Source organism: Burkholderia sp. B21-005, assembly GCF_020843965.1.
GTDB lineage: Bacteria > Pseudomonadota > Gammaproteobacteria > Burkholderiales > Burkholderiaceae > Burkholderia > Burkholderia ambifaria.
In genome coordinates this window covers 2,095,180-2,119,217 of sequence record NZ_CP086302.1, presented here as the reverse complement: position 1 = coordinate 2,119,217, position 24,038 = coordinate 2,095,180, and the positions used below count along the sequence as shown (strand labels likewise).

Sequence of the window (24,038 nt, the reverse complement as noted above, 5' to 3'; positions counted from 1 at the left end):
CGCCAGCGGCCTCAGTTATGCCGCTCGCCGATCCTGTTCTCTTCCGGACTCCAGACGCTGAGCCCTTCCGTCGGGTCCAGCGGCAGATCCCACGGGCGCGCGGCGATCGCCTGCATCGTCGCGTCGAACCCGGCCTGGCGGCGTGCCGCGATGCCGTCCGGCGTGAAATCGATGTCCTTCCACTGATCGTCGCCGTCGAGGCGCGGCGCCGCGAGCTTGATCACGTGCATCGTGGTCTGGCAGCCCCACGCGGCGAGCGCCTGCACGTCGGGCGACTTGCGTTCGGCCTCCGGCAGCCGCATGACCAGTTCCTTGATCACGTGGCGCAGCCCGTGAATCTGCTGTTGCCGCGCGATGTTGCTGTCCGTGCGGCTCGCATACTGGATGTCCTTCTGTCGCTCCGACACCTGCCAGATGCTTTGCGGCTCGGGCCCGACCGGATTCCACATCTGCACCGAGAAGATGATCGAGCTGCGGCGCGGCGCGTCGTCCAGCACGACCTCCACCGGCGTATTCGAATAGATGCCGCCGTCCCAGTAGGGCGCGCCGTCGATCCGCACGGCCGGGAACGCGGGCGGCAGCGCGCCCGAGCTCATCACGTGGTCGAGGTCAAGCGGCCGGTCGCGTGAATCGAAATAGCGCATCGTGCCGGTGCACGCGTTGACCGCGCCGACGGTCAGCCGTGGCCGGCACGCGTTCAGCAGGTCGAGATCGATCAGCGACGCAAGCGTGTCGCGCAGCGGCTCGACCACGTAGTAGGACGCGTGCTCGACGCCGACGCGCGCGAGCGGCCCGAGCCATGCGGCGGGATTCGGCCGGAAGAATCCCGGGATGCCGGCGCCGATGACCGCGAGCTCGGCGCCGATCTTGTCCCAGCTGGTCGGGAAGCCCGGCACATTCAGGGCGGCCCGTTCGGTCACGTGGCGCCAGAATTCGGCCATCCGCTGCGCGCGGTGTCCGGGCGGGTTGCCGGCGATCAGCGCCGCGTTGATCGCGCCGATCGACGTGCCGATGACCCAGTCGGGCTGGATGCCCGCCGCGTCCAGCGCCTCGAATACGCCGAGCTGGTATGCGCCCAGCGCGCCGCCGCCCTGAAGCACGAGCACGACCTGGCCCGGCAGTTTCGGATGTGCGGGTTGACTTGCCGTCATCGCTTTCCTCGCAGTCGGTGACGGCCGGCGGGTTCCGGCCGAATGGAACCAGTGTAGGCGATCGACGCGCACCGTCCGTCATGCCGGATCGTTGCGCGTTTCGCGGGGGGCCGTGTCATTCCACGGTGATGGTCTCCTTCATGTACGGATGAATCCCGCAGAACACCTTGTAGACACCCGGCTTGTCGAAGCGGAACGAGTAGGTCTCGTCCTGGTCGAGTGCTTTCGAACGGAAGATGCCCGCGTCGTTGACGACGGTGTGCGGTTCCGCGTCGAGGTTCTTCCACGTGATCGTCGTGCCGGCCTTGATCGTGGTCGACATCGGCGAAAACATGAAATTGTGGATCGTCACGAGCGGGCCGGCCGGGGTTTGCGCGAACGCGGCGAGCGGCGTGCCGGCGGCGGCCGCGCACAGGATCAGCGCGGCCGGCAGCATCGAGGGCTTGAAGAAGGTCATGTCGGTCTCCTTGCGTATCCGGATCAGGCGAGCGTCGTGTCGCGCAGTGTCGCTGCCGTGGGATGGCCGGTGAAATCGACGGTCGTCACGCCGAGCATCGCGGGCAGCCGGTCGCGCGGCACCGTGAGCGGCACGGGGCCCGGGCCGTTGCCGGCAGTCGGCTGCGGGAACGCGGTGGAGCGCGCGGTATGGAACGTCACGTTGCCCTCGACCTTCGACACGATCTGGTGGATGTGTCCGTTCAGCACGGTGACCGAGCCGAAGCGGCGCAGCAGTGCCATCGTCTGCGGCGCGTCGCCGGTGCCCCAGCCCCAGGGCTCGTAGATCGTCCACATCGGCATGTGCGAGAACACGACGATCGGCGTGCTCGACGACTGCCCCTTCAGGTCCTGCGCGAGCCATGCGAGCTGTTCGTCGCCGAAGCTGCCGAGCCCGTTCGGCTTGAAGTGCATCACGTTGACGAGCGCGACGAAGTGCACGCCGGCGTGATCGAAGCTGTAGTAGCCGCGGTTGTTCGACGCCTTGCCGAACCGGCTGAAGTATTCGGCGCCCGAACCGTCGGTCACGTCGTGTTCGCCGGGCACCGTGTGCAGTTCCGGCACGCGCAGCGCGGACAGCAGCTGCGACGCGTGGTCGAATTCCTCCGGTTTGGACAAGTGCGTGATGTCGCCGGTATGGATCGCGAGCGCGGGCGCGGCGGACATCCCGTTGACCAGGTCGATGGTTTGCCGCAGCGTGGCCGCGACGTCGGGATTCGCGTCCTTGTTGAAGCCGATGTGCGTGTCGCTGATCTGTACGAACAGCGGCCGGCCCGCATTCGCGGGGACGGCGGCGCCGCTTTGCGCGAGCGCGAGATCGAACGGCGTCAGGATGCCGCCCGACAGCGTAAACAGCGTGCCGAGGCCGCCGAACGCCATGCATTGCAGGGCCTTGCGGCGCGACGGGCGGGTAGGGAGCGATGAAGACATGTGAGCCTCGCAATCGTATGACGTAACCGGACGGCCGGATCGTCCTGGAATAGCCGGCGCATTCGCATGCCATACCGGCGTTGCGACGGATTTATTCCCACCTGTTACGAGGTTGGGCACCGCTGCTCGCGGCTTGCGGCGCGATGACGGAGCGCCGGCGCATGACGTGTCAATGTCCTGTAAGTGACACGTCACATTTGCGTCATCCGCGCCCGATAGCCTGCGACACCGAATCACCTTCTCCGGAGCCCCTCATGCCGAATCTCGCGGCAACGGAAACCAGCAGTGCGGCCAGTCAGCGCACGCGCATCATCGGCCTCGCGCCGTTTTTGCTGATTATTGCCTGCGGGGTTGTCTATGTCGGCATTCATCTTGGCGCCGACCTCGGTCCCGTCAAGGAAAGCTCGGCTTTCCCGTTCCCGCTGCTGATCGTCGCGTTGCTGATCGCGCTCGGCTTCGAATTCGTGAACGGCTTTCACGACACCGCGAATGCGGTCGCGACCGTCATATACGCCGGCTGATGCCGCACCCGGCCGCGCGGCACGCGGCCGGTCCCATCGATTTTCAATTCGACCAAGACGCTACCGATGGATATCCGTTTCTTCGACCCGAATCGCACCGCCAACGCATCCGCGTGGCGCGTGCTCCCCAATCGCTGGGACGCGGTCGCATTTCCGTTGATCATCGGCATACTCGCGATGGCGATCGTCGGCTTCCATCAGACGCTGGCGCCGATCGCGACCCTTCAGACCCAGAAGATCTCGCTCGATCCGTCGAACCTGCCCGAATACGCGTTGCGCACGACGCTGCGGATGCTCGCCGCGATGGTCGCGTCACTCGTGTTCACGCTCGTGTACGGCACGCTCGCCGCGAAAAGCCGCCGTGTCGGCATGGTGTTGATCCCGATCCTCGACATCCTGCAGTCGGTGCCGGTGCTCGGCTACATCTCGTTTACGGTCACGTTCTTCCTCGCGCTATTCCCGGGCCGCGTGCTCGGCGCCGAGTTGGCCGCGATCTTCGCGATCTTCACGAGCCAGGCGTGGAACATGACGTTCAGCTTCTACCAGTCGCTGCGCACGGTGCCGCGCGACCTGAGCGAAGTGTCGCGCGGCTTTCACCTGACGCCGTGGCAGCGCTTCTGGAAGCTCGAAGTGCCGTTCTCGATGCCGGGGCTGATCTGGAACATGATGATGTCGATGTCGGGCGGCTGGTTCTTCGTCGTCGCGTCGGAGGCGATCACCGTCGGCAACCAGACGATCACGCTGCCGGGAGTCGGCGGATATCTCGCGCAGGCGATCTCGGACAAGAACCTCGGCGCGGTGGGCTGGGTGATCGTCGCGATGTCGGTCGTGATCCTCGCGTATGACCAGTTCCTGTTCCGTCCGCTCGTTGCGTGGGCCGACAAGTTCCGGATGGAGAACACCGCGTCGGGCGATGCGCCGCAATCCTGGCTGCTCGACATGATGCGTCGTACGCACCTGATCCATCAGTTGTTGGTGCCCGCCGGCTGGCTGCTGTCGCAGGCCGCGCGGATTCCGTTGCGCGCACCGTCGCTCGCGGGCGCTCGCTCGCGCGCTGCGTCGGTGCGCGGTTCGTCGCGCATCGGCGATATCGTGTGGGGCACGTTCGTGATCCTGATCACCGTGTACGTCGCATGGCGCGTCGTCAGCTTCGTCGCGACCGGCGTGACGATGGGCGAAGTCGGCCACGTACTGGTGCTCGGGCTCATCACGCTGCTGCGCGTGCTGGTGCTGATCGCCATCGCATCGGTGGTCTGGGTGCCGCTCGGCGTGCTGATCGGGCTGCGCCCCGCGCTCGCCGAGAAGATCCAGCCGCTCGCGCAGTTCCTCGCCGCGTTCCCGGCCAACCTGCTGTTCCCGGTGTTCGTGATCGTGATCGTCCACTTTCACCTGAACGCGGACATCTGGCTGTCGCCGCTGATCGTGCTCGGCACGCAGTGGTACATCCTGTTCAACGTGATCGCCGGCGCGATGTCCTATCCGAACGACTACAAGGAAGCGACGAAGAATTTCCGCATCCGCGGCTGGCAGTGGTGGCGCCAGGCGATCCTGCCCGGCATCTTCCCGTACTACGTGACCGGCGCGATCACCGCGTCGGGCGGCGCGTGGAACGCGAGCATCGTATCCGAGTTCGTGCAGTGGGGCGACACGAAGGTCGTCGCGCACGGCCTCGGCTCGTACATCGCGCAGACCACCGCCGCTGGCGACTTCCCGAAGATCATCCTGGGCATCGCCGTGATGTCCCTGTTCGTTACCCTGTTCAACCGTCTGCTGTGGCGTCCGATGTACGCCTATGCGGAATCCCGGCTCCGTCTCGATTGAGAGTAAGCGCGATGCAAAATTCGACCGTTATCAACGCCCCCGTCAAGACGTCCCAGCCGCTGCAGCCGCCGCGGCTCGGCGAGGAAATCCTGCGTGTCGATCACGTCTGCCGCGGCTTCAACAAGACGCAGGGCGAATTGCTGGTGCTCGACGATGCGAACCTGTCGCTGCGCGAAGGCGAGATCGTCGGATTGCTCGGCCGTTCCGGGTCGGGCAAGTCGACGCTGCTGCGGATCATCGCCGGGCTGATCGAGCCGACCGGCGGTGAAGTGACCTATCTCGGCAAGCCGCTGCGCGGCCCGGCCGAAGGCGTCGCGATGGTGTTCCAGACCTTCGCGCTGTTCCCGTGGCTGACCGTGCTGCAGAACGTGGAAGCCGGGCTGGAAGCGCTTGGCGTCGGCGCGCGCGAGCGGCGCGAACGCGCGCTCGCCGCGATCGACCTGATCGGTCTCGACGGCTTCGAGAACGCGTATCCGCGCGAGCTGTCGGGCGGCATGCGCCAGCGCGTGGGCTTCGCGCGCGCGCTCGTCGTCGATCCGACGATCCTGCTGATGGACGAGCCGTTTTCCGCGCTCGACGTACTGACGGCCGAAACGCTGCGTACCGATCTGCTGGACCTGTGGACGCAAGGCCGGATGCCGATCAAGTCGGTGTTGATCGTCACGCACAACATCGAGGAAGCGGTGTTCATGTGCGACCGGATCCTCGTGCTGTCGTCGAACCCGGGCCGCGTGATCGCCGAGATCAAGGTGCCGTTCAAGCATCCGCGCAACCGGCTCGACCCGGCCTTCCGCAAGCTGGTCGACGATATCTACGCGAAGATGACCGCGCGCCAGACCGGCGAGGCGACGAAGAAGGGCCTGGAGCTTGGCAGCTGGCTGCCGCAGGTGTCGACCAACCTGATGGCCGGCCTGATCGAGACGCTCGCGATGGCGCCGTACCACGGCCGCGCGGACATGCCGGAAATCGCGCGCACGCTGCATCTGGAAGTGGACGACCTGTTCCCGATCGCCGAAGTGCTGCAGTACCTCGGTTTCGCGGACGTGCGGGAAGGGGACGTGTTCCTGACGCCGCCGGGGCGCGTGTTCGCGGAATTCGGCACGCAGGAGCGCAAGCTGATGTTCGCGGATCACCTGCTCAAGCACGTGCCGCTCGCCGCGCGGATCAAGAAGGTGCTGAACGAGCGCCCGGGCCATCGTGCGCCGCGCGTGCGCTTCGAGCAGGAGCTGGAGGATTTTCTGTCGGACGGCGCGGCCGAGGAAACGCTCGACGCGGTGATCGACTGGGGCCGTTACGGAGAAGTCTTTTCGTATAACGACAAGACGGAGGTGTTCAGTCTTGAGGATGTGGAGTCGTAAAGTCTGAAGGTAGACACGTACGGGTCGACATTTATCTGCCATAGATGTCGCACCTACGTCGGAGCCTGCCGCACTGCCGGCAGCGCTGCCGACGCGTCCGGCCGTCACGGTGCCGGCTAGCCCACTGAAGCGCTATCCGATCAGATCGGCAACGAACCCGCACGTCATCCCGGCATCGGCGCAACACCATGCCATGCTGCTGTCCGAGCGTACTGCCGGTCTAACGGCCCCGGTTAGTCATCTCAAGAACAGCGAAATTGAATCGCCACTATCGCGTGACAATTTTATACATTGTTCGGTTAAGTTATTTCCTGCTCTATTGGATCAATACTGTACGGAAGTGCGTGAGTTTCGATGATGCTTTGTTGAGTGTTTTTCGAGTGCTCACGAACGCTAATTTCCGGGTGTGATTTTCCACGATGGGAAAGGGCACAGGAGCGTGGCTGGCGTGCACCTATGGGGCAAGGGCTTGCGGGCCCGTCACCCCCTCCGGGATTCGGCTTTATCGGAGTCTTGAGAGGAGCGGTGTTGAGGTAGTCCAGGGGAGAAAAATAAAAATAGCTTTAATCAAATTCGCCACCTGTGGAGTCGGGTATATCTTAAAAATAAACGGCTTATCAGGCGTGGGGCTGTGTGTTCATTCTCGTGATCATATGTTTCACTGGCGAGAGCGTAGTGGCACTGCGTCCCCGAATGCATGAATGGACGAACGTGCCGGTATATAACCTCTCGTTCAACAGCAGCCATGCTAACCATTCAGGATGTGCTGAAACACCCCGGTTCGGTCGTTACCCAACCTCTGCATCTGGAGATCGCGACGCTGGATGCACCGATCTCCGTTTTGTCGTTCGTCCTGACCGAGCAAATGAATACGCCGTTCCTCGCGGACATCACAGTGACCTCAGTGGACAAACGGATCGATGGTGCGGCGATTGTCGGTCGGCCGGCGATTTTCACGATCGAGGAACACGCAACCGTGCCGTCGATGGCCGGCATGATCGATCCGGTTCGGCATGCGGCGCGTACCGTGCATGGCGTCGTAACGCAATGGACTCGAGTCAAAACGTCTCGCGACGAAGCGACCTATCGACTACACCTGAAGCCGCGTCTCTCGCTGCTCGACGAGGTGCACGATTCGGCCGTATTTCTGGACAGGTCGCTGCGTGAGCTGCTGACTGACGCGATCGTCGATCGAAACCTGTTCCAGTCCTTCGATGTCGAGTTTGAGCTGGAAGGGCTCGACGGGAAGTTCGAACAAACCGTGATGTACGAAGAAACGGTCGCGAACTTTATCGATCGGCATTGCCGACGCGCGGGCGTCTATTACTACTTCAAGCAGGCCAGGAAAGAGGACGGCCCGCAACGCGACACATTGGTGTTCGGCAACACGCCGCGCGGCTATATGCGAGCGCTCGAGGTGCCATTGCTGCCGCATTCCGGTCTGGTGAACTGGCACGAGGCGATTCTGACGCTGGAAGCCACGCGCGCGCTGGTACCGCAGAAGGTGCGTGAATGGGATCACGACTATCGCGTACCCGACGACCCACTGCAGGTCGAAGCGGTCGTGGCCGACGATGACCGCTCGGTGTATGGGAGCGTGAATCGCAGCATCGAGCATTTTCATTCGGTCGAAGAAGGGCAGGCGCTGGCTGACGCACGGTGCGATGAACTGCTCACACGGCAAATGCGGCTCACGGGTACGAGCAACGTCATTGGCATGACGCCCGGGATGGTGGTACGGATTGTCAATGACGTGGTGCCGGAGGCGCCACACGGGATGGTGATCACGAAGCTCGTCACGACCGGCGACCGCAGCCGGTCAGTCATCAACACCTTCGAAGCGATCCCCGCGCATCAGACTTACCGGCCGGAATATGTTCCTGAAAAGCATTGGCGGTGGGTCGCCGGCATGCTGATCGGTGTGGTCGAGTCAGGCGATGACGAGCCCTACGCGTGGATGGATGAATACGGCCGTTATCGCGTCAGGCTCCTGTTCAGCCGGCACAGCGGCAAGCGCGGAACGAACAGCATGCCGTTGCGCCTGCTGCGTACGTCCGCCTCGTATCAGGGCGGCCTGCACATCCCGCTGCTGCCGCGGTCGGAAGTACGCGTCGTCGCGACGCAAGGAAATTGCGATCGCTTGCTGATCGCGGGGGCGCTGCATGACCATGCGCGTCGGGACCTCGTGCACGGCAAGGAGGGCTGGTATAGCCGCGCCGTGTTCCGCTCTCCGTTGCTCGGCAACAAGCTGCGCTTCGAAGATCTGAAAGACCACGAAGGCATCCGGCTGGCGACGGTCTTCGGGCAGTCGTCGCTCAACATGGGCAATCTGGTCGACCGCGCGAAGAACAAGCGCGGCGAGGGTTTCGAACTGACCACGCAGCACTGGGGTTCGGTACGTGCACCGAAGGGGTTGTTCGTCTCGGCGGATGCAGGTGGCGGGTCCGAGATTCCGCACCTCGATATGCCTGCCGCTGTCGCGCAGCTCAAGGCAGCATTGGAGCGCGTAACGGAACTTGCGGCCACGACATCGCAGATGAAGGCCGCGCCTGCGGATCGCGCGACGCAGGCGGCGCTGCTCGACGGCCTGAATCAGCTTCGCGACGCGGGGTTGCTTGCCAGTGCCCCCGGCGGCATGGCGTTCGTGACACCGAAATCGGCGCAGCACTCGGCTGGCGAGAACGTGATCGTCACCGCGGGCCGGGATATGGACGTGAGCGTCGTCAGGCGCCTGCGCATGGTGGCGGGTGAACTGATCTCGCTGTGCGCGCACAAGCTCGGCATCAAGATTTTCTCGAAAGGGAGAATCGAGTTGCAGGCACAAGGCGCTGCAATGGCTCTCTTTTCCGACGAGCAATTGCACGTGTCGAGCGCCAACGCGAATGTGCTCGTGAATGCCAAGACAAGGGCGATGGTGACCAGCGGCGGCGCGTCAATGACCATCGAGAACGGCAATGTCGTCTTCGACTGTCCGGGTGAATTCCGTATCAGGGCGGCCTCGTTCAAGTTCGAAGGGCCGGGCAATACGTCCATCAGCTTGCCGCAACTGCCGGTGAGCGAATACCAGCCCAGTGCCAAGTACAGCCACACACAGTAACGACCATGATTATCAGCCCCCCGTTTCTGCCCGAAGCCGGTCTCGCAGCCCCGACCGGGACGAACCCCGATCCGATGATGGATGCGGTCGACAGGTTCGAATGTGATCACGGCGTCTATCCGATTGCCTTTGATCGGCGCTGGCATTGCGGTGTGCATCTTCAGCCCGATACGAAGGGCAAGGTGCACGCGATTGCCGACGGCGAGGTCGTTGCCTATCGCGTCTGTCAGCATGGAGTTGACGGCGGCGTGAGCCACACGGGTTTTGTGTTGCTCAAGCATACGACCGAGACCGGAGAAGGCCGCTCGCTGACCTTCTATTCGCTGTACATGCATCTGCTGCCGCTAGCCGAATACCAGCAGCACCGGGCGAATGCCAAGGAAATGCCTGAGTTCCTGCGCCTGCCTACTGGTTCGGTGAACAAGGGGCAGGTGACGCCGGCGGTCTCGGGGGAGGGCAAGAAGGTCCGGCGCAAGGACGTGTTGGGGTGGCGTGGCGAATATGAGGGCATGCCGCATTTGCACTTCGAAATCTTCATGTTGCCGGCGGATTTCGACGCTTATTTCGGGTGTACGCAATTGGATAAGGGCACGCCCACCCCGCCTGCTGGAACGGACTGGTGGGGGCATGCGTATTTCGTCATTCCGGCAGGCAGCACGTTTCGTCGTCTGCCTGAGAAGGCCGATGCCCGCAACAAGTTGCACGGAATCGAATTCAAGCCAGGTCAAGAGGGCTCGAACACGCTGCCGTTGCTCGTTGAGAGCTACTTCAGCGTCGGCTCGAAATACACCAACGTCTGGAGCCTGACGCAAGACGGCACTCGCACGCTGCTCACGCCGCAACCCGTCGAGGAAAAGGACTACGAATACGATCTGTACAAGCGTGCGACGGCGCTTTATTCGTCATGCCCAAGCGACGGCTACGAGCTGCTGCGCTTTGGTCGCATCCTGTCGCCGTCCCAGACGCTGGCGGCCAATGCGCGCGCCACGTGGATGAAGGTCAATTGGGCGGCAGACAAGGTTGGTTACATCGATATCAATGACTCCGGCATCCACAAGTTCTCTGATGCGGACTTCCTGTCTTGTATGGGCTGGCAGAAAGTCAGTGAGGGAAATACGCCGTTCAGCAGCGACGAACTGTGCGATGTTGAGGCGCTGAGGAAAATCCTGAACGATGCTGCTCCGCACGACGTACCAGCGGTGGCAGGGGAGACGGCGGAAGCTCACAAGACGCGAGTACTGTCGGCGTATGTAAAAGGTAATGCCCAGATACGGCGGCAGTTGCGCGGCCTTGTCTGTCACGCGCCGAGTGAGTGGGATAGTACAAACAACGAGGGACGCTATGCGCGACTGCTCGATGAGGGCGGCTTCTACCACGGTAATGAGAAGGGTTATAAGGATTTCCTCAAGTATCTGAAGGAGGTTCAGTTTTGGGACAAAACGGGGCTTCCGGCAGGGGAGAAGCTGTGGTTTTTTCATCCGCTGGAATTTATTCGGCACTTCAGGAAGTGCGGATGGCTAACCAAAGACGAAATAGCTGCTACGTTCCCTCGCTTTCCGTTCTATACGGAACGAGGTAGTCCTCGGAGGGCGATTGAAATCGATAACGATATTTATAGGGTGACGCTGGAAATTGCGCGTCAACGTGTCCAAAGCCATGTGACGGCGCTAAACAATTGCCTTAGGAAGTATATAGGGAGTGACTCGAAGAGGGTTGCCTTGTTTTTGGCGCAAGTGTTGTTGGAGACGGCCCAGTGGCGCGATCTTGGTGGTATAAGGCGCGTTATGCATGAATGGGGCTTTGGCAAATATTCGACGGCAAACCCGGCGACGAAATACTATGGCCCATTTTATGGTCGCGGGATTATGCAACTTACCTGGGCGGGTAACTTTGAGGCGTATGGAAAGTATCGAGTTATCCCTGATAACACTACCAGCTCTTACGTTGAGCGATTGCCTGGCTCGCATCACCGAATCACGGCGACCTCACAGCACTACACGGCGAACCCGAGCGACGGTGGACACTTGATGCTTTGGTCGCCGCGTTACGACCCGGATATCGTAGCGGAGAGTGCTGACCATGCGTGTGACTCCGGCGGCTTCTATTGGGTATCGAAATATTTTCGTCGAGAATTGAATATCAATAGAGTTGTTGATACGGATTTTTCGGCTTCTAGCGTAGATTTTGTGAATCGACTCGTTAACGGTGGTGGGAATGGGTATTACGAAAGGCTGGCTTACTCGGTATTTATAATGCGTGCCGTGGGAGATGGGGGTGAAGTCGATGGAGTGGTGTTGGTTACTCCGCCTCATCCTAAAAAGGCGGTTTTGGCGAATATGCTTCGGCCGGAGTGATCTATGAGGGGTGTCAGAGTGTTGGTGGCGGTGGCCGCGTTCGCTGTATCGTTTATTGCGTGCGCTGCTGATATTTCAAAAACTTTCGGCCCATCTCCAGGGGTTGTGGCTGAAGTGAAGATTCGGGGTTCGGATTTATTTTGGGGGTTATCCGGAGAAAGAGGCGTTAGGGAGGGGAGAGTCAATATTGATACGGGGAAGTCATTGAATATAAAAATTGGTAGTTATGATTTTAGTGGTAGGTTTGGCTTTTCAGTATCTCATGTGGACGATGGGATGGGGGTGTATGAGATTAATAGGGTTTTCACATTTTCTCCATCATCAAATGAATTTGTGGAGAGATTTCCGGCGTGCGGGGATGGATTCGTCAATCTTAAGATTGACGAAAGAGGGCGTTATCTGGTTAGTACTTATTGGGAGCGGAATATTCCTAAGAAATGTGTTACCAGATTGAAAATTGAAAGATGATTGGCTTCATATTTGAGTGCTCGAGTAAATTATATATAAAATTGGGGTGGCAATATTAATCCCAAGGCGTACTTTTTTGGTGGATGGGATTGTTGCATTTCTGATCTTGCAGAGTCTTTTGATATATTTGATTTGTTATTGATTGTGTGAATAATTCACGATGGAAAGTGCGTGCGGAAGCCAAGAAAAATCGCCGCTTGCACTGTGGTTACTATCTTCAACCCCGAAGCCAGATTTCCTTTGTGAGGGTGATAATGAGCATGGTGCCGGAAGCGAAGGTCATGGTATCTTCGTCTGAATGTAATGGGGGAAAGTGGTTTCAATGTCGCCTCCCACGTGTGATGGCCTTGGTTGTTGAGATCTTCTTGTTCGGGATGTGCATTACAGCGGCTGGCGAATCGTTCGCCGGATCGGATAATGATATGGCCTATAACGACTGTAGTGCATTCGTTTTTGATAACGAAGATGATGACGTGTTGTCGTCTTATAATAACTCGTTTAGTAGGTCATCCGAAACACGCTGGAGTAAAGGTAATTGCGTTGCGCTCCTGTCTGCTGGTAATCGAACCCCGTTTTTAGGTGCAACAGACTCATGGGGAAATTGGCTTAACAGCAGGATCGCAATCACAATACGTCGAAACGATGATTTTACTCTTCCAAGTGTCCATTTTTGTAGCGGCAACGCTGAGTATAACGCTTGTATGGAAAAGGCCTTGCTTACCTACTACGGTTTTCGCCTTGACGATCGGAAGCGTTGGCGGCTTCGCCCATATCAGTCGAAAAGCAGCTTCGGATTTAGTCTTGAGCAGTCAATATCGAACACATTGGATGGAGCCATTGAGCGGCCGGATGGCATCACGGTATTCGGTGTGCGGCGGTATCTGGATACCTTTTCTGATGGGCCGAAAAAATGGTGGGTCGCATTATATGTAATCCGTCATACGTCATTTGGCTATGTAATTCTTTCAAGCAATCCAAACGGTGATCCACCACTTTCAATTCCACAGGATTCAACGCCTGAGTCCTACGCGCAGGCGATCCCATTGATCAACAGGCTCGTGCAAATCGTACAAAGTGTGCGTATAAAGTAAACTTGAAAATCAGAGTCAACGGCTAGTAATATGTGTTCTCTATTTGTCTGTAATCTGTAAATCGTTCATCGAAAAGTGTGGGGGCGGAATGCGAATTGGATGAGATGCAGCAAGCCTAAATAATTCATGCTTCCGTTAATAGTCAATATATGAAATCTCCCATCCGCCAAGGCGACAAACTCGAACACGGTGGCGAAGTCACCAGTGGCTCACCATGGACGATATTCATGGGCAGGCTGCTTGCCCGGAAGGGCGACGAGGCGACTTGCAATCTGCATGGCCCGACCGTCATCGACGACGGTGCCAACAAGTTTCCCGATCGCGACAACAAGCCATTCGCGCTGGATGGCCATCGCTGCGCATGTGGCTGTCGGTTGATCTCGTCACTACCGAACGTCCACTTCGAATAATGCCCGTCGACCTCTCTCAAGCGGGATGCCCGAGCGCCTATCCGAGCCGTCCACGCTTCTGGCCGTGGTGGTTCTGCATCTGGCTGGCCTGGGCGGTGTTCGGCGCGGCGATTGTGCTGCTGACGTGGCCGAAGGGTGAGCGGGCCGGCAGCCCATGGTTCTGGTTTTGTGTCGTCGGTATTCCGAACGGGCTTTTCGGCTTTCTCTTCGCAATCGAGCGCGCTCGCTACGAGGCCATGTGGTACCGCGCATACCACCGCAACCTCCATCGCGACCGATGGCTGGCGGAGCGCATCCGTGTGGCACAGCAGCCGCTTCGGATCCTTGGTGTCGGCTATTGCTTGCCCTTGAACGATCAGACGCTTGCACAGACGATTCATGCGGGTGTGCGTTTGCCGCGACAGCAGCAGCCACGTTCTGGCGCGGGTGTCATCGAGCATTGCCGCTTCGATGATCCGTTGGAAGTATCCGACGAAGCCTACGAAGCCGACATGGCCGATCCGACTGAAGAGAGCGGTGCCGTAGCAGAGGCGCCGCCAAAGCGTCCCGTTACCGAGCTCGCACGCAAAATTGCCGAAGCGCTTGAACCGCTCGCCGGGAGCCTGCACGCGCTCACGCACTATGAAGCCGCCCACTGGCCGAAAGTGCGCGTACTGGCGGAGCCCGGCGAAGAAGCCGTGCGCGAGCAAGAGGTGCACGACGCGCTGCAATTGGCTGGTCTGCCGCCCCTTACTGTACTGCCCACACCGGCTTCACACGGACTGCTGGTGGCGGACGCGTGGCTCGATGCCCGCGAGGCATGCCCGCTGCTCATGATCGCAACGGTCTGGCATGAAAAGCAGCCTCCGACCGGCAGCACGGAGGGATGTGTCGCGATGCTGCTCGATGCCGGCTTCTACCGTCTACCGGAAGGTGTGCCAGTAATGGCGAGTCTGCATCGACCCGTCGAAGGCAAGGCCGACGAGATCGAGCACGGTTTCGCGAATGCCGTGATTTGGGGCAGGGCGGATTTCGAAGCGGTGACGCGTGCCTGGGTCACGCGTGCCGTCAGGCGTTGCAATCAGGGGTTGCGCATCGCGAACCTGGAGGCGCTTGCGACCAGCGACGCCCAATGTGATCTCGCCTACATCGTCGGCGATTTCGGCAATGCGAGCGGTTGGCTGTCCGTCGCAGCCGCTGTCGAATGTGGTGCCGGGGACGCGCCGCAATTGATCATCGATGGCGTGCAGTCCGCCGTCATTCACGTGCTTCCCGGTCCACACGGGAAGGAATCTTCGTTGCCTGGACACGCTCAGCATGACCGATCCGAAACTGACCTTGAGACCGCTTGACTCGGCGCCCGCGGTGGAGTCTGCGCCCTCCGGACGCCTCGCGCTCTGGGGCGTGGTGGTGGCGGCGCTGATCGCCGCGGCGTTCGCGATTGGCCTCGTATGGCGCCGCGGCGACCTGTTCGATCTCGCGCCCGGTGTGGCGCGTATGCAAGTCGTGATCGCCATCGTCATCGCCCTGATCGTCTTCGTCGCCATACATCTCTGCTTGTTTTTTATCGGTGCATACGCCATTGCAGGACAGTTGTATCGCAGGGATATCGGTGAAACGATGAACCCGCAGAAGCCGTTGAAACACGACGCCCGGCTGCAGCGCATGGTCGAGGAACTACGTGCGTCGCAGGGTTGGCGCTGGCGATACCGGTCACCGTGGCTGATGGTGTGCGGTGCGGACACGTTGATCGACCAAGTCGCACCGAGCTTGAAGCGTGCGGGTGCGATGTCCGTGGACAACGCGATCCTCGTGCATGCGGCACCTGACGGTATCGACGCGGGCGCGTGGCGCCGACAAATCCGTGAGCTCCGGCACGGGCGGCCGGTCGACAGCGTTGTGCATGTCACGCACGTGGACGAGCACGATACTGAACTGCCCCGCGTACTCGCCGCGATTGCCGCCGACCTCGGCTGGGCCGCGCCGGTCACGCTCCTGCACGCAGTGCCCACACAGAGCGATCGACTCGAAACATTCGAGGCGATCGGCGCATTTCCGGGGCCGGTGTACAAGACCGGGCAGACTGCGCTCGCGTTGGCCGATCAGCTTGCCGCGCTCGAGCGTGATACGGCGGAGGCGGGCGTTCGCCTTTGTACCGAGCCCACGCGCATCACCTATCCGGCCGAAATCTCGCAATACATCGGAAAGCAGTACGAACACATCGTCACCGGGTGGCAAGCGCTTCTTGCTTCGCGCTGGCTGCGCGCACCGCTGGCGGGCGTGATGTTCGCACCCGTATTTGCGACAGCCGTGCCGATACCGACGCCGGCGCCGATCGACGCGGACGGGAGCGCGACTGTTCCGAACGTGCCGATCGAGTTCACGCCGCAACCCGCCGCACTGCTGCCCACATGGCGCGCAATCGCCAGCCGGCAATGCATTGGACGGCGCGTGGGATTTTACTGGCGCAACACGCTGGCGATGTGCTTGATCGTTGCGACGATGGCGTGGTGCGCATGGATGACCGTGTCGTTCATCGGCAACCAGCGACTCATGCGCGCAGCGCAGGTGGCGGCGAGCGCTGCGGTCGACGCGCGGCCGCAGACGGCCGCCGCCTGGCGCGCGCAACTGGCGCTTCAACAGTTGATGGAAAAGCTCGAATACCGGCAGCAGCATGGCGTACCGTGGTACCTGCGGGCCGGCCTGTCGCGCAATGACGATATCCTCGGCGGCCTCTGGCAATCTTACCGAATCGCAGCGACCCGCAACTTGCAGACGCCCGTCGTGCAAACGATCGGCAAGCTGCTGCAGGTCGCGGATCAGGCACGTGCCGACAGCCTTCAATCGCAGGACGCGCGGGGCAGTACCTACAATGCGCTCAAGACCTACCTGATGCTCGGCGATCCGTCGCGCGCCGATCCAGCGTTTCTGAAGCGCTTGCTCGCCGCGCTGTGGTCGCGCCCCGTGGAGATGCCGCTGGGTGAGCGTGACGATACCGGTCGACGGCTCGCAGGGTTTTACGCCGATCACCTGAAAGCACATCCCGAATGGCGAATTGCGACGGACGACCGCGTCGTGACAGCGACTCGCAACATGCTGATCACGCAAATGGGGCTCGCGTCGGCTGACGACACCGTGTATCAACGCATCCTCGACGACGTCAAAAACAAATACGCAGACGCGTCGCTCGAAACGCTCCTGAATGGCGCCGATGCGCGCGGGATGTTCATCGCGTCGCAGACTGTGCCGGGGATTTATACGCGCGCGGCGTGGGACGGCATGATCGCCGCGGCGATCGACAAGGCTTCCGGCGAGCGCCAACTCAGCGGCGATTGGGTGCTGACGGGCACGCAGTCGCAGCAGACAATCGGCAACACGCTCGCGCAGGGCACTATCCAAACGAAGGCGATCGTAGACGAGAAACATGCAGCCGAGGAACTGAAGCAGCGACTGAAGGCACGGTATTTTGACGAGTACGCGGCTGCATGGCAGCGCATGCTCAACAGCATGCAGTGGCAACCGGCGTCCAATCTCAATGGCGCGGTCGAGCAGCTTTCTCGGCTGGCGGATGCACAGACTTCACCGCTGATCGCGCTGATGAAATCGGTGCAATATCAGGCGCAGGCGGGGCGGCCGTCGCAGGCGCTGGCTGACACGCTGGTGAGAACGGCGCAAAACTTGATCGGGACGGACGAGCAGGCGGTGGCGGCCGTTGTCCACCCGCTCGACAAGTCGTTCGGTCCACTGCTGGTGCTGATGGGCGACACAAGCGCTTCACCTGCCGCTGCAAACGGGAAGCACAACACGCCGGCCGACATCGCGCTGAGCGGAGTAAGCCTGTCGCGTTACCTGACGGCGGTCACGATGATGCGGCTGAAGCTGCAACAGATCGCGAGCAGTCGTGACGCGCAGGCAATGGCGCGCTCGCTTGCGCAGGCAGTGTTTCAAGGCAAGCTGTCGGAATTGTCTCAAGCTCGCGATGACGCGGCGCTCACGGCGGCAAGCCTGGTTACGGCGTGGGCGGGGTTCGGCAATGCGGTGTTTGCGCAGCCGCTCGAGGCGGCATGGCAGACGATTCTGCAACCGGTCGCAGCCAGCCTGAATGAGGCATGGCGAGCCAGTGTTGCCGCGCCGTTCAACGCGGCGATGAGCGGCCGCTATCCGTTCTTCGATACGCAGGCCGATGCGTCCTTCGCGGAACTTGGACGCTATGTGCGACCCGATACAGGTTTGATTTCGCGTTTCGTCACGACCCAGCTGGCCGGCGTGATGAAACCCGAGGGCGACCATTGGACGCCAAACGAGCTAGCACCGCAGGCGTTGCAGTTCGACCCGAAATTCCTGAGCGCCATCCGGCAGCTGTCGACGGTTGGCGCGCAGCTCTACGTGCAGGGCGACGCGCGGGAGAAGTTCGAAATGATGGCACTGCCGACGCCGAAAGTGACGCGCTCTGAACTGTCGATCGACGGCACGCAAATCGTCTATTTCAATCAGCAGGAGCGCTGGATGCCCCTGGCGTGGCCCGGCAATGGCCTGAACGGGCACGCGGGGCTGACATGGCAAACGCTCGATGCGGGCCTGCGGCAGGCGTTCGATTCAACTGGAGATTGGGCGTTCCTCCGTCTGCTGAGCAAGGCGGACATCAAGCAACTTGACAGCACGCGCTATCGGCTCACGTGGAATGCCGGGAACGACGAACCGCTGTCGTACGTGTTGCGTGCACAGGTGGGTGCCGGGCCGATCGATCTGTTGAAGCTACGCGGGTTCCGCATGCCTGATCGCATATTCGTCGTCGGCAAGGCGGGCGTCGCGTCGACGATGTCGCTCCTGCCGCCGCTGCCGCCGGATATCCAACCATGAGTGAAGACAAAAACGAACCGACGAGGCCTGAGGGGCTCGGTTTCGGTGCTGAAGACGACCCGTACCTGCGCTACTTCGATGCGGAGATGCGTTACCTGCGCGACGCGGGGAGGGAATTTGCGAAGGCCCAGCCGCAAGGTGCGCGCCGTGTGGGAATGACGTTGCCCGGCGTGCGCCACGACAGTGTCGAGCAGACCTACGAGGGTTTCGCGTTCCTCGCGAGCCGGCTGCGAATGAAGCTCGACGACGCGCTGCCGGAAATCACCGATCCATTGCTCGATCACCTGTGGCCACATGCAGGTCGCACGATTCCGTCGCTGGCAATCCTCGAGTGCGTGCCCCGCACCGGCGAGGCACGGATTCTCGACATCCTGCCGTCCGGGTTGCAGGTCCATTCGACACCGGTGGGACCGGACGGGACGATATGTGTTTATCGGACCACTCAGGCGGTACGTCTGTTGCCGCTCCACGTGCGCGAGGCGGGTGCGTGCATGCGCGAGGACGGTCGTACGGTGATCCGGCTGGCGTTTGACCTGCTGCACCGCGAGCAGCGGTTGCTGGACGACCTGTCGCGTATCCGGCTATACCTGCATGGCGACCGGCCGACTGCATCGGCGCTCTACGCGGTTTTCACGCGCCAGGTCGAGTCGATCGGCGTGCGCATGCCGCGCATACTCGACGGCCAGCTACAACCGCGGCCGGCTATGACTGTCGAGGCGGCAGGCTTTGGCGCGCAGGCGCGACTGTGGCCGATCGATCTCGATGCGCGCGACGCCGGTCTCGAGCGCGAGCAGACGATGCTCGAATATTTCGCGTTTCCTGAGAAGTTCCACTTCGTCGACTTGTGCGGTTTCGACGCGGCAAGTGTGCCACCGGGCGAAACGCGTCTTGAATTCGATATCGTGATCCGAGACCGGATACCCGGTGACGCCACGTTCGGCGCAGACAACATCCGGCTGTTCTGCACGCCGATGATCAATCTGTTCGAACTGGACGCGCAGGCAATCCGACCCAACGTACACGACCGCGACTATCCGGTGCGCGCCCCGGCGTCGGCCGGCGCGCACGTCGAACCCTACGACGTACTGTCGGTCGTGGCGACCGATCCGCGCACCGCCAGGCAATACACCTATCAGTCGATCAAGGAATTCCGGCACCGAGGCGGGATGATCCGACACGAGTCGCCGGATCGGCACTACCACGCATCGATTCGGCAGGGCGTGACGGGCCAGCGCGAGATGATCGTGACGTTAGGCGGGCAGGTGTGGGATGAACCCGGCAGCTTGCCGGACGGGCACGTAACGGTTCGGGTGTTGGCAAACAATGGGCGCTTGCCGCGTATGGCGCTGCGGGAATCGATGATTGCCACGCCTGTTTCGACTTTTAACGGTGTCGAACGCGTGTGCAATCTGACGGCCCCGACGATGCCGCTGTACCCTCCGCGCGGTGGGGACTATGGCTGGCGGGTGATCTCTCACTTCAATGGGGCCGGCACAACGGAACTGAACATGATGGACGCGAATGTGCTGCGCGGCGCACTGTCGTTGTACGACTGGACGCGACAGGACGAAAACCGGCGACGTGTCGAGGCGATTCATTACGTTTGGCTCGACGAGGAAACGGAACTGGGCGGTGCGCGTGTCGACCGCATTGTGAATGTGAACGTGGGTATCGAGCCGGCGGGTTTTGCCGGACCGGGTGACGTCGCCCTGTTCGGCGACGTACTCAGCCGCTTCATAGGCCGCTACGCGTGCTTCCGTTTTGCGGTACGGCTCGTTCTGTATGAAGGCGTGGCCGGTCCGATCCGGCGCTATCCATGCACGATCAAAACGGGAGACTGGTTGTGACACTGCGAATAAATCGGATGATGCGAAGCATTCGATTGGCGAGCGTCGCCGCGCTGACAGCAGCATTGTTGTCTGGCTGTGGCATGTGGCAATCGGTGAAGACGACGACCGCCGACATGACGCGCGCGATTTTCGTCGCGAAGGTCAAGCAGATGAATCTCGTGATCGAAAGCCGTTCCGCACTCAACCCGAACGAGCTAGGGCAATCGTTACCGGTTGTGATGCGCGTCTACCAGTTGAAGGATGCGAAGGTCTTCGAGAAGGCAGCTTACAGCCAACTGCTCGATGATGACAGAGCGTTCCTGAGTGCCGATCTGCTCGGCAGTCTGGAGACCACGCTTGCGCCTGACGCCACGGTGAAACTGTCCGCGCCAATGGCGGACGACGTGCAAGCAGTGGGTGTCGCGGGGTTCTTTCGTGATCAGGGGGGTGCCGAGTGGCAACTGGTGATTCCGAAGTCGCAGTGGAAGAAGACGGATCCCATCAAGCTGGTCGTAACGGGCAACCGAATGGAACTGATGCCATGAACAGGGTACCGCGAGGATGGAATGAGCCGCACATTGAACGTCCGGATTTTGTTTTTCGATTCAAGTCGCAAGCCCGACGACCTCGATAGCTGAAAGCTCATGCCCGAATGACGATCGACCGTCACTCCGGCAAATCCCATTGATTCGCATCCCGCTCGATCCCACCCGTACTCAGCCGCTCGATTTTCTCCATCCGCTGCCGCGCCAGTTCGGGAAGCCGGTTCGTCACGCCGATCACCAGCGCTTCGGCGAGCGCGAGCGCGGGCACGTTCGTCTGCAGCATCGCGAACGGGCGTCCCTGGATCCGCAGCACGATCTCGGCGAACGCACTGATCGGCGAGCGCCATTCGTCGGTAATCAGCAGCACCCGCACGCCGAGCCGGTGCGCAGCCTGCGCGAACCGGATGCTGTCCTTCTGATAGCGGCGAAAATCGAAAATGACCAGCACGTCGGCGGGCCCCATGTCCGTCAGCGTGACCGACGCGAGATTCACGTTCGGCTCGACGTACTGCACATGCGGGCGCGCATACGCGAGCGTGAAGGAAAACAGCGACGCGAGCGGCGCGGTGTAACGCCCGCCGCCGCAGAACACGCGGAGATCCGGATCGGCCAGCAGCGTCACCGCTTCGTCGAACGCCGCTGCGTCGAGTTCCTCGATCGTCGTGGCGAGCGCTTGCGAGAGCCGCTGGAAGATCGCCGAATTACTGTCGCGCATTCCCGATTCCGAGTGGAACGCGTCCATCCGCGCGAGCGGCGAATTCATCGCGGTGTCGATCTCGTCGTGCAACGCCTGCTGGAACGACGAGTAGTTCGGAAAGCCGATCCGCACGACGAAGCGAAACACGGTCGGGTCGCTGACTTCGGCTTGCTTCGCGAAGCTCGCGATCGGCCCGAGACCGAGGCTCGGATAGCGATCCAGCAGCGCATGCGCGACCTTCTGTTCCGACGGCGTGAAGCTATCCATCTGGGATAGCAGCAACGCCCTGATGCTTGTCCCCATCGGGCACTCCGGCTTGCTCGTATCTGAATGACAAACGGCAGACCTGTGTCTGCCGGCGACTCCATGCATGTTAGCCCATCGACGGCCCGCGGGCCGTATGCGACTCCACATTAGAGGGCCGCATCGCCTCCGCTCTGATCATTCACATGTGTAATAAAACAAACATCCGAAGCGACTGCGAACGCGTCAGATATAACGGAATAGTTCAGTGATAACCCTAGTTTTTTGAATAAAAACCCCGGTGATATGATCGCGGCCTCGCCGGAATGTATTGTTCATTACATGCCGGATCAGTAGCGTTGGTCAGCCCTCGCGGCCGGTCGCGCATCCCGGCATGGCCCGGTTATTCGTCTGGAGGATTCCGTCATGAGGCGGCTCGTAGTACTCACCCTGTTGTCGGCCATGAGCGCGTGCGCGCTCGCCGCTTCGGAACCCGCTGTGGAAGCGAAGAACGGCATGGTCGTGTCGTCGCAGCATTTCGCGTCGCAGATCGGCGTCGACATCCTGAAGAAAGGCGGCAACGCGGTGGACGCCGCCGTGGCGGTCGGCTACGCGCAGGCCGTGACCAATCCGTGCTGCGGCAACATCGGCGGCGGCGGCTTCATGACCGTGCACCTGGCCGACGGCCGCGACCGGTTCATCAACTTCCGCGAGACGGCGCCGGCCGCGGCATCGGCGAACATGTATCTCGATGCGCAGGGCAACGTCATTCCGGACGACAGCCTGTACGGCTATCGCGCGGTCGGCGTGCCGGGCACGGTCGCGGGTCTCGACCTCGCGCAGCGCAAGTACGGCAAGCTGACGCGCAAGCAGGTGATGGAGCCGGCGATCCGGCTCGCGCGCGACGGCTTCGTGCTGACGCGCGGCGACACGGACATCCTCGACACGACGATCGAGCGCTTCAAGAAGGATCCGGAAGCCGCGCGCATCTTCCTGCGCCCGGACGGCACGCCGCTGCAGCCGGGCGACCGCCTGGTGCAGAAGGACCTGGCGCGCACGCTCGAGCACATCGCGGAGCAGGGCCCCGAGGCGTTCTATCACGGCGAGATCCCGAAGATCGTCGAAGCGGCCGCGAAGCGCGGCGGCGGCCTCATCACGGCAGCCGATTTCGCGTCGTATCGCGCGCAGGACATCGCGCCGCTGACCTGTACGTATCGCGGCTACGAGTTCGTGTCGGCGCCGCCGCCGAGCTCGGGCGGCGTGACGATGTGCGAGACGCTGAACGTCCTCGAAGGCTATGACCTGCGCAAGATGGGCTACCAGTCGGCTTCGGTGGTCCACTACATGACCGAGGCGATGCGCCATGCATACGAGGATCGCAACACGCTGCTGGGCGACCCGAACTTCATCGACAATCCCGTCGCGAAGCTGACGAGCAAGCAGTATGCGGCCGAGATCCGCAAGCAGATCAGCGGCGAGACGGCGACGGCGTCGGTCGACGTGCAGCCGGGCGTCGGCGTGCACGAGAAGCCGGAGACGACCCACTATTCGATCGTCGACCACGACGGCAACGCGGTGTCGACGACGTACACCGTCAACGGCCGCTTCGGCGCCGTGGTGATCGCACCGGGCACGGGTTTCTTCCTGAACGACGAGATGGACGACTTCACCGTGAAGGTCGGCGCGCAGAACCTGTTCGGCCTCGTGCAGGGCACGCGTAACTCGATCGCACCGGGCAAGCGCCCGCTGTCGTCGATGGCGCCGACGATCGTGAAGAAGGACGGCAAGGTGTTCATGGTGGTCGGTTCGCCGGGCGGCTCGCGCATCATCACGATCACGCTGCAGACCGTACTGAACGTGATCGACTACGGGATGACGCCGCAGGATGCGGTCGGTGCGCCGCGCGTCCATCATCAATGGCTGCCGGACGAGGTCTATTACGAGACCCGCGGCCTGTCGCCCGACACGCTCGCGATCCTGCACAAGATGGGCTACAAGATGGTCGAGCAGACGCCGTGGGGCGCCGCCGAGCTGATCATGGTCGGCCTGCCCGGCACCGAAGCGGCGAGCCGCCAGAGTTCCGGTAACGACTCGTCGGTATCCGGCAATGTACGCGTCGGCTACATCTACGGCGTCAACGATCCGCGCCGCCCGGCCGGATCGGCGATCGGGTACTGATCGGGTACTGA

At 61.5% G+C, this 24,038-nt stretch carries 16 protein-coding genes and 1 pseudogene; 13 read left to right on the top strand and 4 right to left on the bottom strand.

Going from position 1 to position 24,038, the window contains the following annotated elements:
* Window positions 1–11: 11 nt before the first annotated feature.
* The 3 genes from LMA02_RS25960 to LMA02_RS25950 form a co-directional block, all read right to left on the bottom strand.
* Window positions 12–1,151, bottom strand: a complete 1,140-nt coding sequence (locus LMA02_RS25960; RefSeq protein ID WP_228908079.1) for a patatin-like phospholipase family protein — start codon at window positions 1,149–1,151, stop codon at window positions 12–14.
* Between the two features lie 115 nt (window positions 1,152–1,266).
* Window positions 1,267–1,608, bottom strand: a complete 342-nt coding sequence (locus LMA02_RS25955) for a cupredoxin domain-containing protein (RefSeq protein ID WP_166725466.1) — start codon at window positions 1,606–1,608, stop codon at window positions 1,267–1,269.
* 23 nt (window positions 1,609–1,631) lie between these two features.
* Entirely contained in the window at window positions 1,632–2,576 is a 945-nt protein-coding gene (locus LMA02_RS25950) for a metallophosphoesterase family protein (RefSeq protein WP_228908078.1), read from the bottom strand.
* Between the two features lie 254 nt (window positions 2,577–2,830).
* On the opposite strand from LMA02_RS25950, the pseudogene LMA02_RS25945 reads away from it, so the two are divergent.
* The 12 genes and pseudogenes from LMA02_RS25945 to tssJ form a co-directional block, all read left to right on the top strand.
* A pseudogene (locus LMA02_RS25945) lies at window positions 2,831–3,088 on the top strand (inorganic phosphate transporter); the annotation flags it as partial.
* Window positions 3,089–3,163: 75 nt separating this feature from the next.
* Entirely contained in the window at window positions 3,164–4,918 is a 1,755-nt protein-coding gene (locus LMA02_RS25940) for an ABC transporter permease (RefSeq protein ID WP_228908077.1), read from the top strand.
* Window positions 4,919–4,929: 11 nt separating this feature from the next.
* On the top strand, window positions 4,930–6,276 hold the full coding sequence (locus LMA02_RS25935; RefSeq protein ID WP_012366354.1) for an AAA-associated domain-containing protein: 1,347 nt from the start codon (window positions 4,930–4,932) through the stop codon (window positions 6,274–6,276).
* 745 nt (window positions 6,277–7,021) lie between these two features.
* A complete protein-coding gene (locus LMA02_RS25930) occupies window positions 7,022–9,373 on the top strand; it encodes a type VI secretion system Vgr family protein (protein ID WP_228908076.1) in 2,352 nt (783 codons plus the stop codon).
* Between the two features lie 5 nt (window positions 9,374–9,378).
* The gene (locus LMA02_RS25925) at window positions 9,379–11,727 is read left to right on the top strand and encodes a M23 family metallopeptidase (protein WP_228908075.1); all 2,349 of its coding nucleotides are present in this window, start codon (window positions 9,379–9,381) and stop codon (window positions 11,725–11,727) included.
* A 3-nt stretch (window positions 11,728–11,730) separates the two neighbouring features.
* Entirely contained in the window at window positions 11,731–12,195 is a 465-nt protein-coding gene (locus LMA02_RS25920; RefSeq protein ID WP_228908074.1) for a hypothetical protein, read from the top strand.
* Between the two features lie 422 nt (window positions 12,196–12,617).
* Complete coding sequence (locus LMA02_RS25915; RefSeq protein ID WP_228908073.1) at window positions 12,618–13,286, top strand: hypothetical protein; 669 nt, start codon at window positions 12,618–12,620, stop codon at window positions 13,284–13,286.
* A 149-nt stretch (window positions 13,287–13,435) separates the two neighbouring features.
* Window positions 13,436–13,696, top strand: a complete 261-nt coding sequence (locus LMA02_RS25910) for a PAAR domain-containing protein (RefSeq protein ID WP_228908072.1) — start codon at window positions 13,436–13,438, stop codon at window positions 13,694–13,696.
* Window positions 13,696–15,027 (top strand): hypothetical protein, encoded by a 1,332-nt coding sequence (locus LMA02_RS25905; protein ID WP_228908071.1) that lies wholly within the window; start codon window positions 13,696–13,698, stop codon window positions 15,025–15,027. The genes LMA02_RS25910 and LMA02_RS25905 overlap by 1 nt, the downstream gene beginning before the upstream one ends.
* Entirely contained in the window at window positions 14,993–18,535 is a 3,543-nt protein-coding gene (locus LMA02_RS25900; RefSeq protein ID WP_228908070.1) for an ImcF-related family protein, read from the top strand. Before LMA02_RS25905 ends, LMA02_RS25900 begins: the two co-directional genes overlap by 35 nt.
* The gene (tssF, locus tag LMA02_RS25895) at window positions 18,532–20,382 is read left to right on the top strand and encodes a type VI secretion system baseplate subunit TssF (protein WP_228908069.1); all 1,851 of its coding nucleotides are present in this window, start codon (window positions 18,532–18,534) and stop codon (window positions 20,380–20,382) included. Before LMA02_RS25900 ends, tssF begins: the two co-directional genes overlap by 4 nt.
* Window positions 20,383–20,399: 17 nt before the next feature.
* Window positions 20,400–20,909, top strand: coding sequence for a type VI secretion system lipoprotein TssJ (gene tssJ, locus LMA02_RS25890; protein WP_228908068.1), 510 nt, complete (start codon window positions 20,400–20,402; stop codon window positions 20,907–20,909).
* A gap of 121 nt (window positions 20,910–21,030) precedes the next feature.
* Here the strand turns inward: tssJ and LMA02_RS25885 are convergent, their stop codons facing one another.
* Complete coding sequence (locus LMA02_RS25885; protein WP_228908067.1) at window positions 21,031–21,909, bottom strand: MurR/RpiR family transcriptional regulator; 879 nt, start codon at window positions 21,907–21,909, stop codon at window positions 21,031–21,033.
* A gap of 366 nt (window positions 21,910–22,275) precedes the next feature.
* Between LMA02_RS25885 and ggt the strand changes: the two genes are divergently transcribed.
* A complete protein-coding gene (gene ggt / locus LMA02_RS25880) occupies window positions 22,276–24,027 on the top strand; it encodes a gamma-glutamyltransferase (protein WP_228908066.1) in 1,752 nt (583 codons plus the stop codon).
* The last annotated feature ends 11 nt before the right edge of the window (window positions 24,028–24,038 follow it).

Bases quoted from the DNA above. Each gene is read 5' to 3' on its own strand.
- LMA02_RS25960 (WP_228908079.1), bottom strand. From the start codon at position 1,151: ATGACGGCAAGTCAACCCGCACATCCGAAACTGCCGGGCCAGGTCGTG.
- LMA02_RS25955 (WP_166725466.1), bottom strand. From the start codon at position 1,608: ATGACCTTCTTCAAGCCCTCGATGCTGCCGGCCGCGCTGATCCTGTGC.
- LMA02_RS25950 (WP_228908078.1), bottom strand. From the start codon at position 2,576: ATGTCTTCATCGCTCCCTACCCGCCCGTCGCGCCGCAAGGCCCTGCAA.
- LMA02_RS25940 (WP_228908077.1), top strand. From the start codon at position 3,164: ATGGATATCCGTTTCTTCGACCCGAATCGCACCGCCAACGCATCCGCG.
- LMA02_RS25935 (WP_012366354.1), top strand. From the start codon at position 4,930: ATGCAAAATTCGACCGTTATCAACGCCCCCGTCAAGACGTCCCAGCCG.
- LMA02_RS25930 (WP_228908076.1), top strand. From the start codon at position 7,022: ATGCTAACCATTCAGGATGTGCTGAAACACCCCGGTTCGGTCGTTACC.
- LMA02_RS25925 (WP_228908075.1), top strand. From the start codon at position 9,379: ATGATTATCAGCCCCCCGTTTCTGCCCGAAGCCGGTCTCGCAGCCCCG.
- LMA02_RS25920 (WP_228908074.1), top strand. From the start codon at position 11,731: ATGAGGGGTGTCAGAGTGTTGGTGGCGGTGGCCGCGTTCGCTGTATCG.
- LMA02_RS25915 (WP_228908073.1), top strand. From the start codon at position 12,618: ATGGCCTATAACGACTGTAGTGCATTCGTTTTTGATAACGAAGATGAT.
- LMA02_RS25910 (WP_228908072.1), top strand. From the start codon at position 13,436: ATGAAATCTCCCATCCGCCAAGGCGACAAACTCGAACACGGTGGCGAA.
- LMA02_RS25905 (WP_228908071.1), top strand. From the start codon at position 13,696: ATGCCCGTCGACCTCTCTCAAGCGGGATGCCCGAGCGCCTATCCGAGC.
- LMA02_RS25900 (WP_228908070.1), top strand. From the start codon at position 14,993: ATGACCGATCCGAAACTGACCTTGAGACCGCTTGACTCGGCGCCCGCG.
- tssF (WP_228908069.1), top strand. From the start codon at position 18,532: ATGAGTGAAGACAAAAACGAACCGACGAGGCCTGAGGGGCTCGGTTTC.
- tssJ (WP_228908068.1), top strand. From the start codon at position 20,400: ATGATGCGAAGCATTCGATTGGCGAGCGTCGCCGCGCTGACAGCAGCA.
- LMA02_RS25885 (WP_228908067.1), bottom strand. From the start codon at position 21,909: ATGGGGACAAGCATCAGGGCGTTGCTGCTATCCCAGATGGATAGCTTC.
- ggt (WP_228908066.1), top strand. From the start codon at position 22,276: ATGAGGCGGCTCGTAGTACTCACCCTGTTGTCGGCCATGAGCGCGTGC.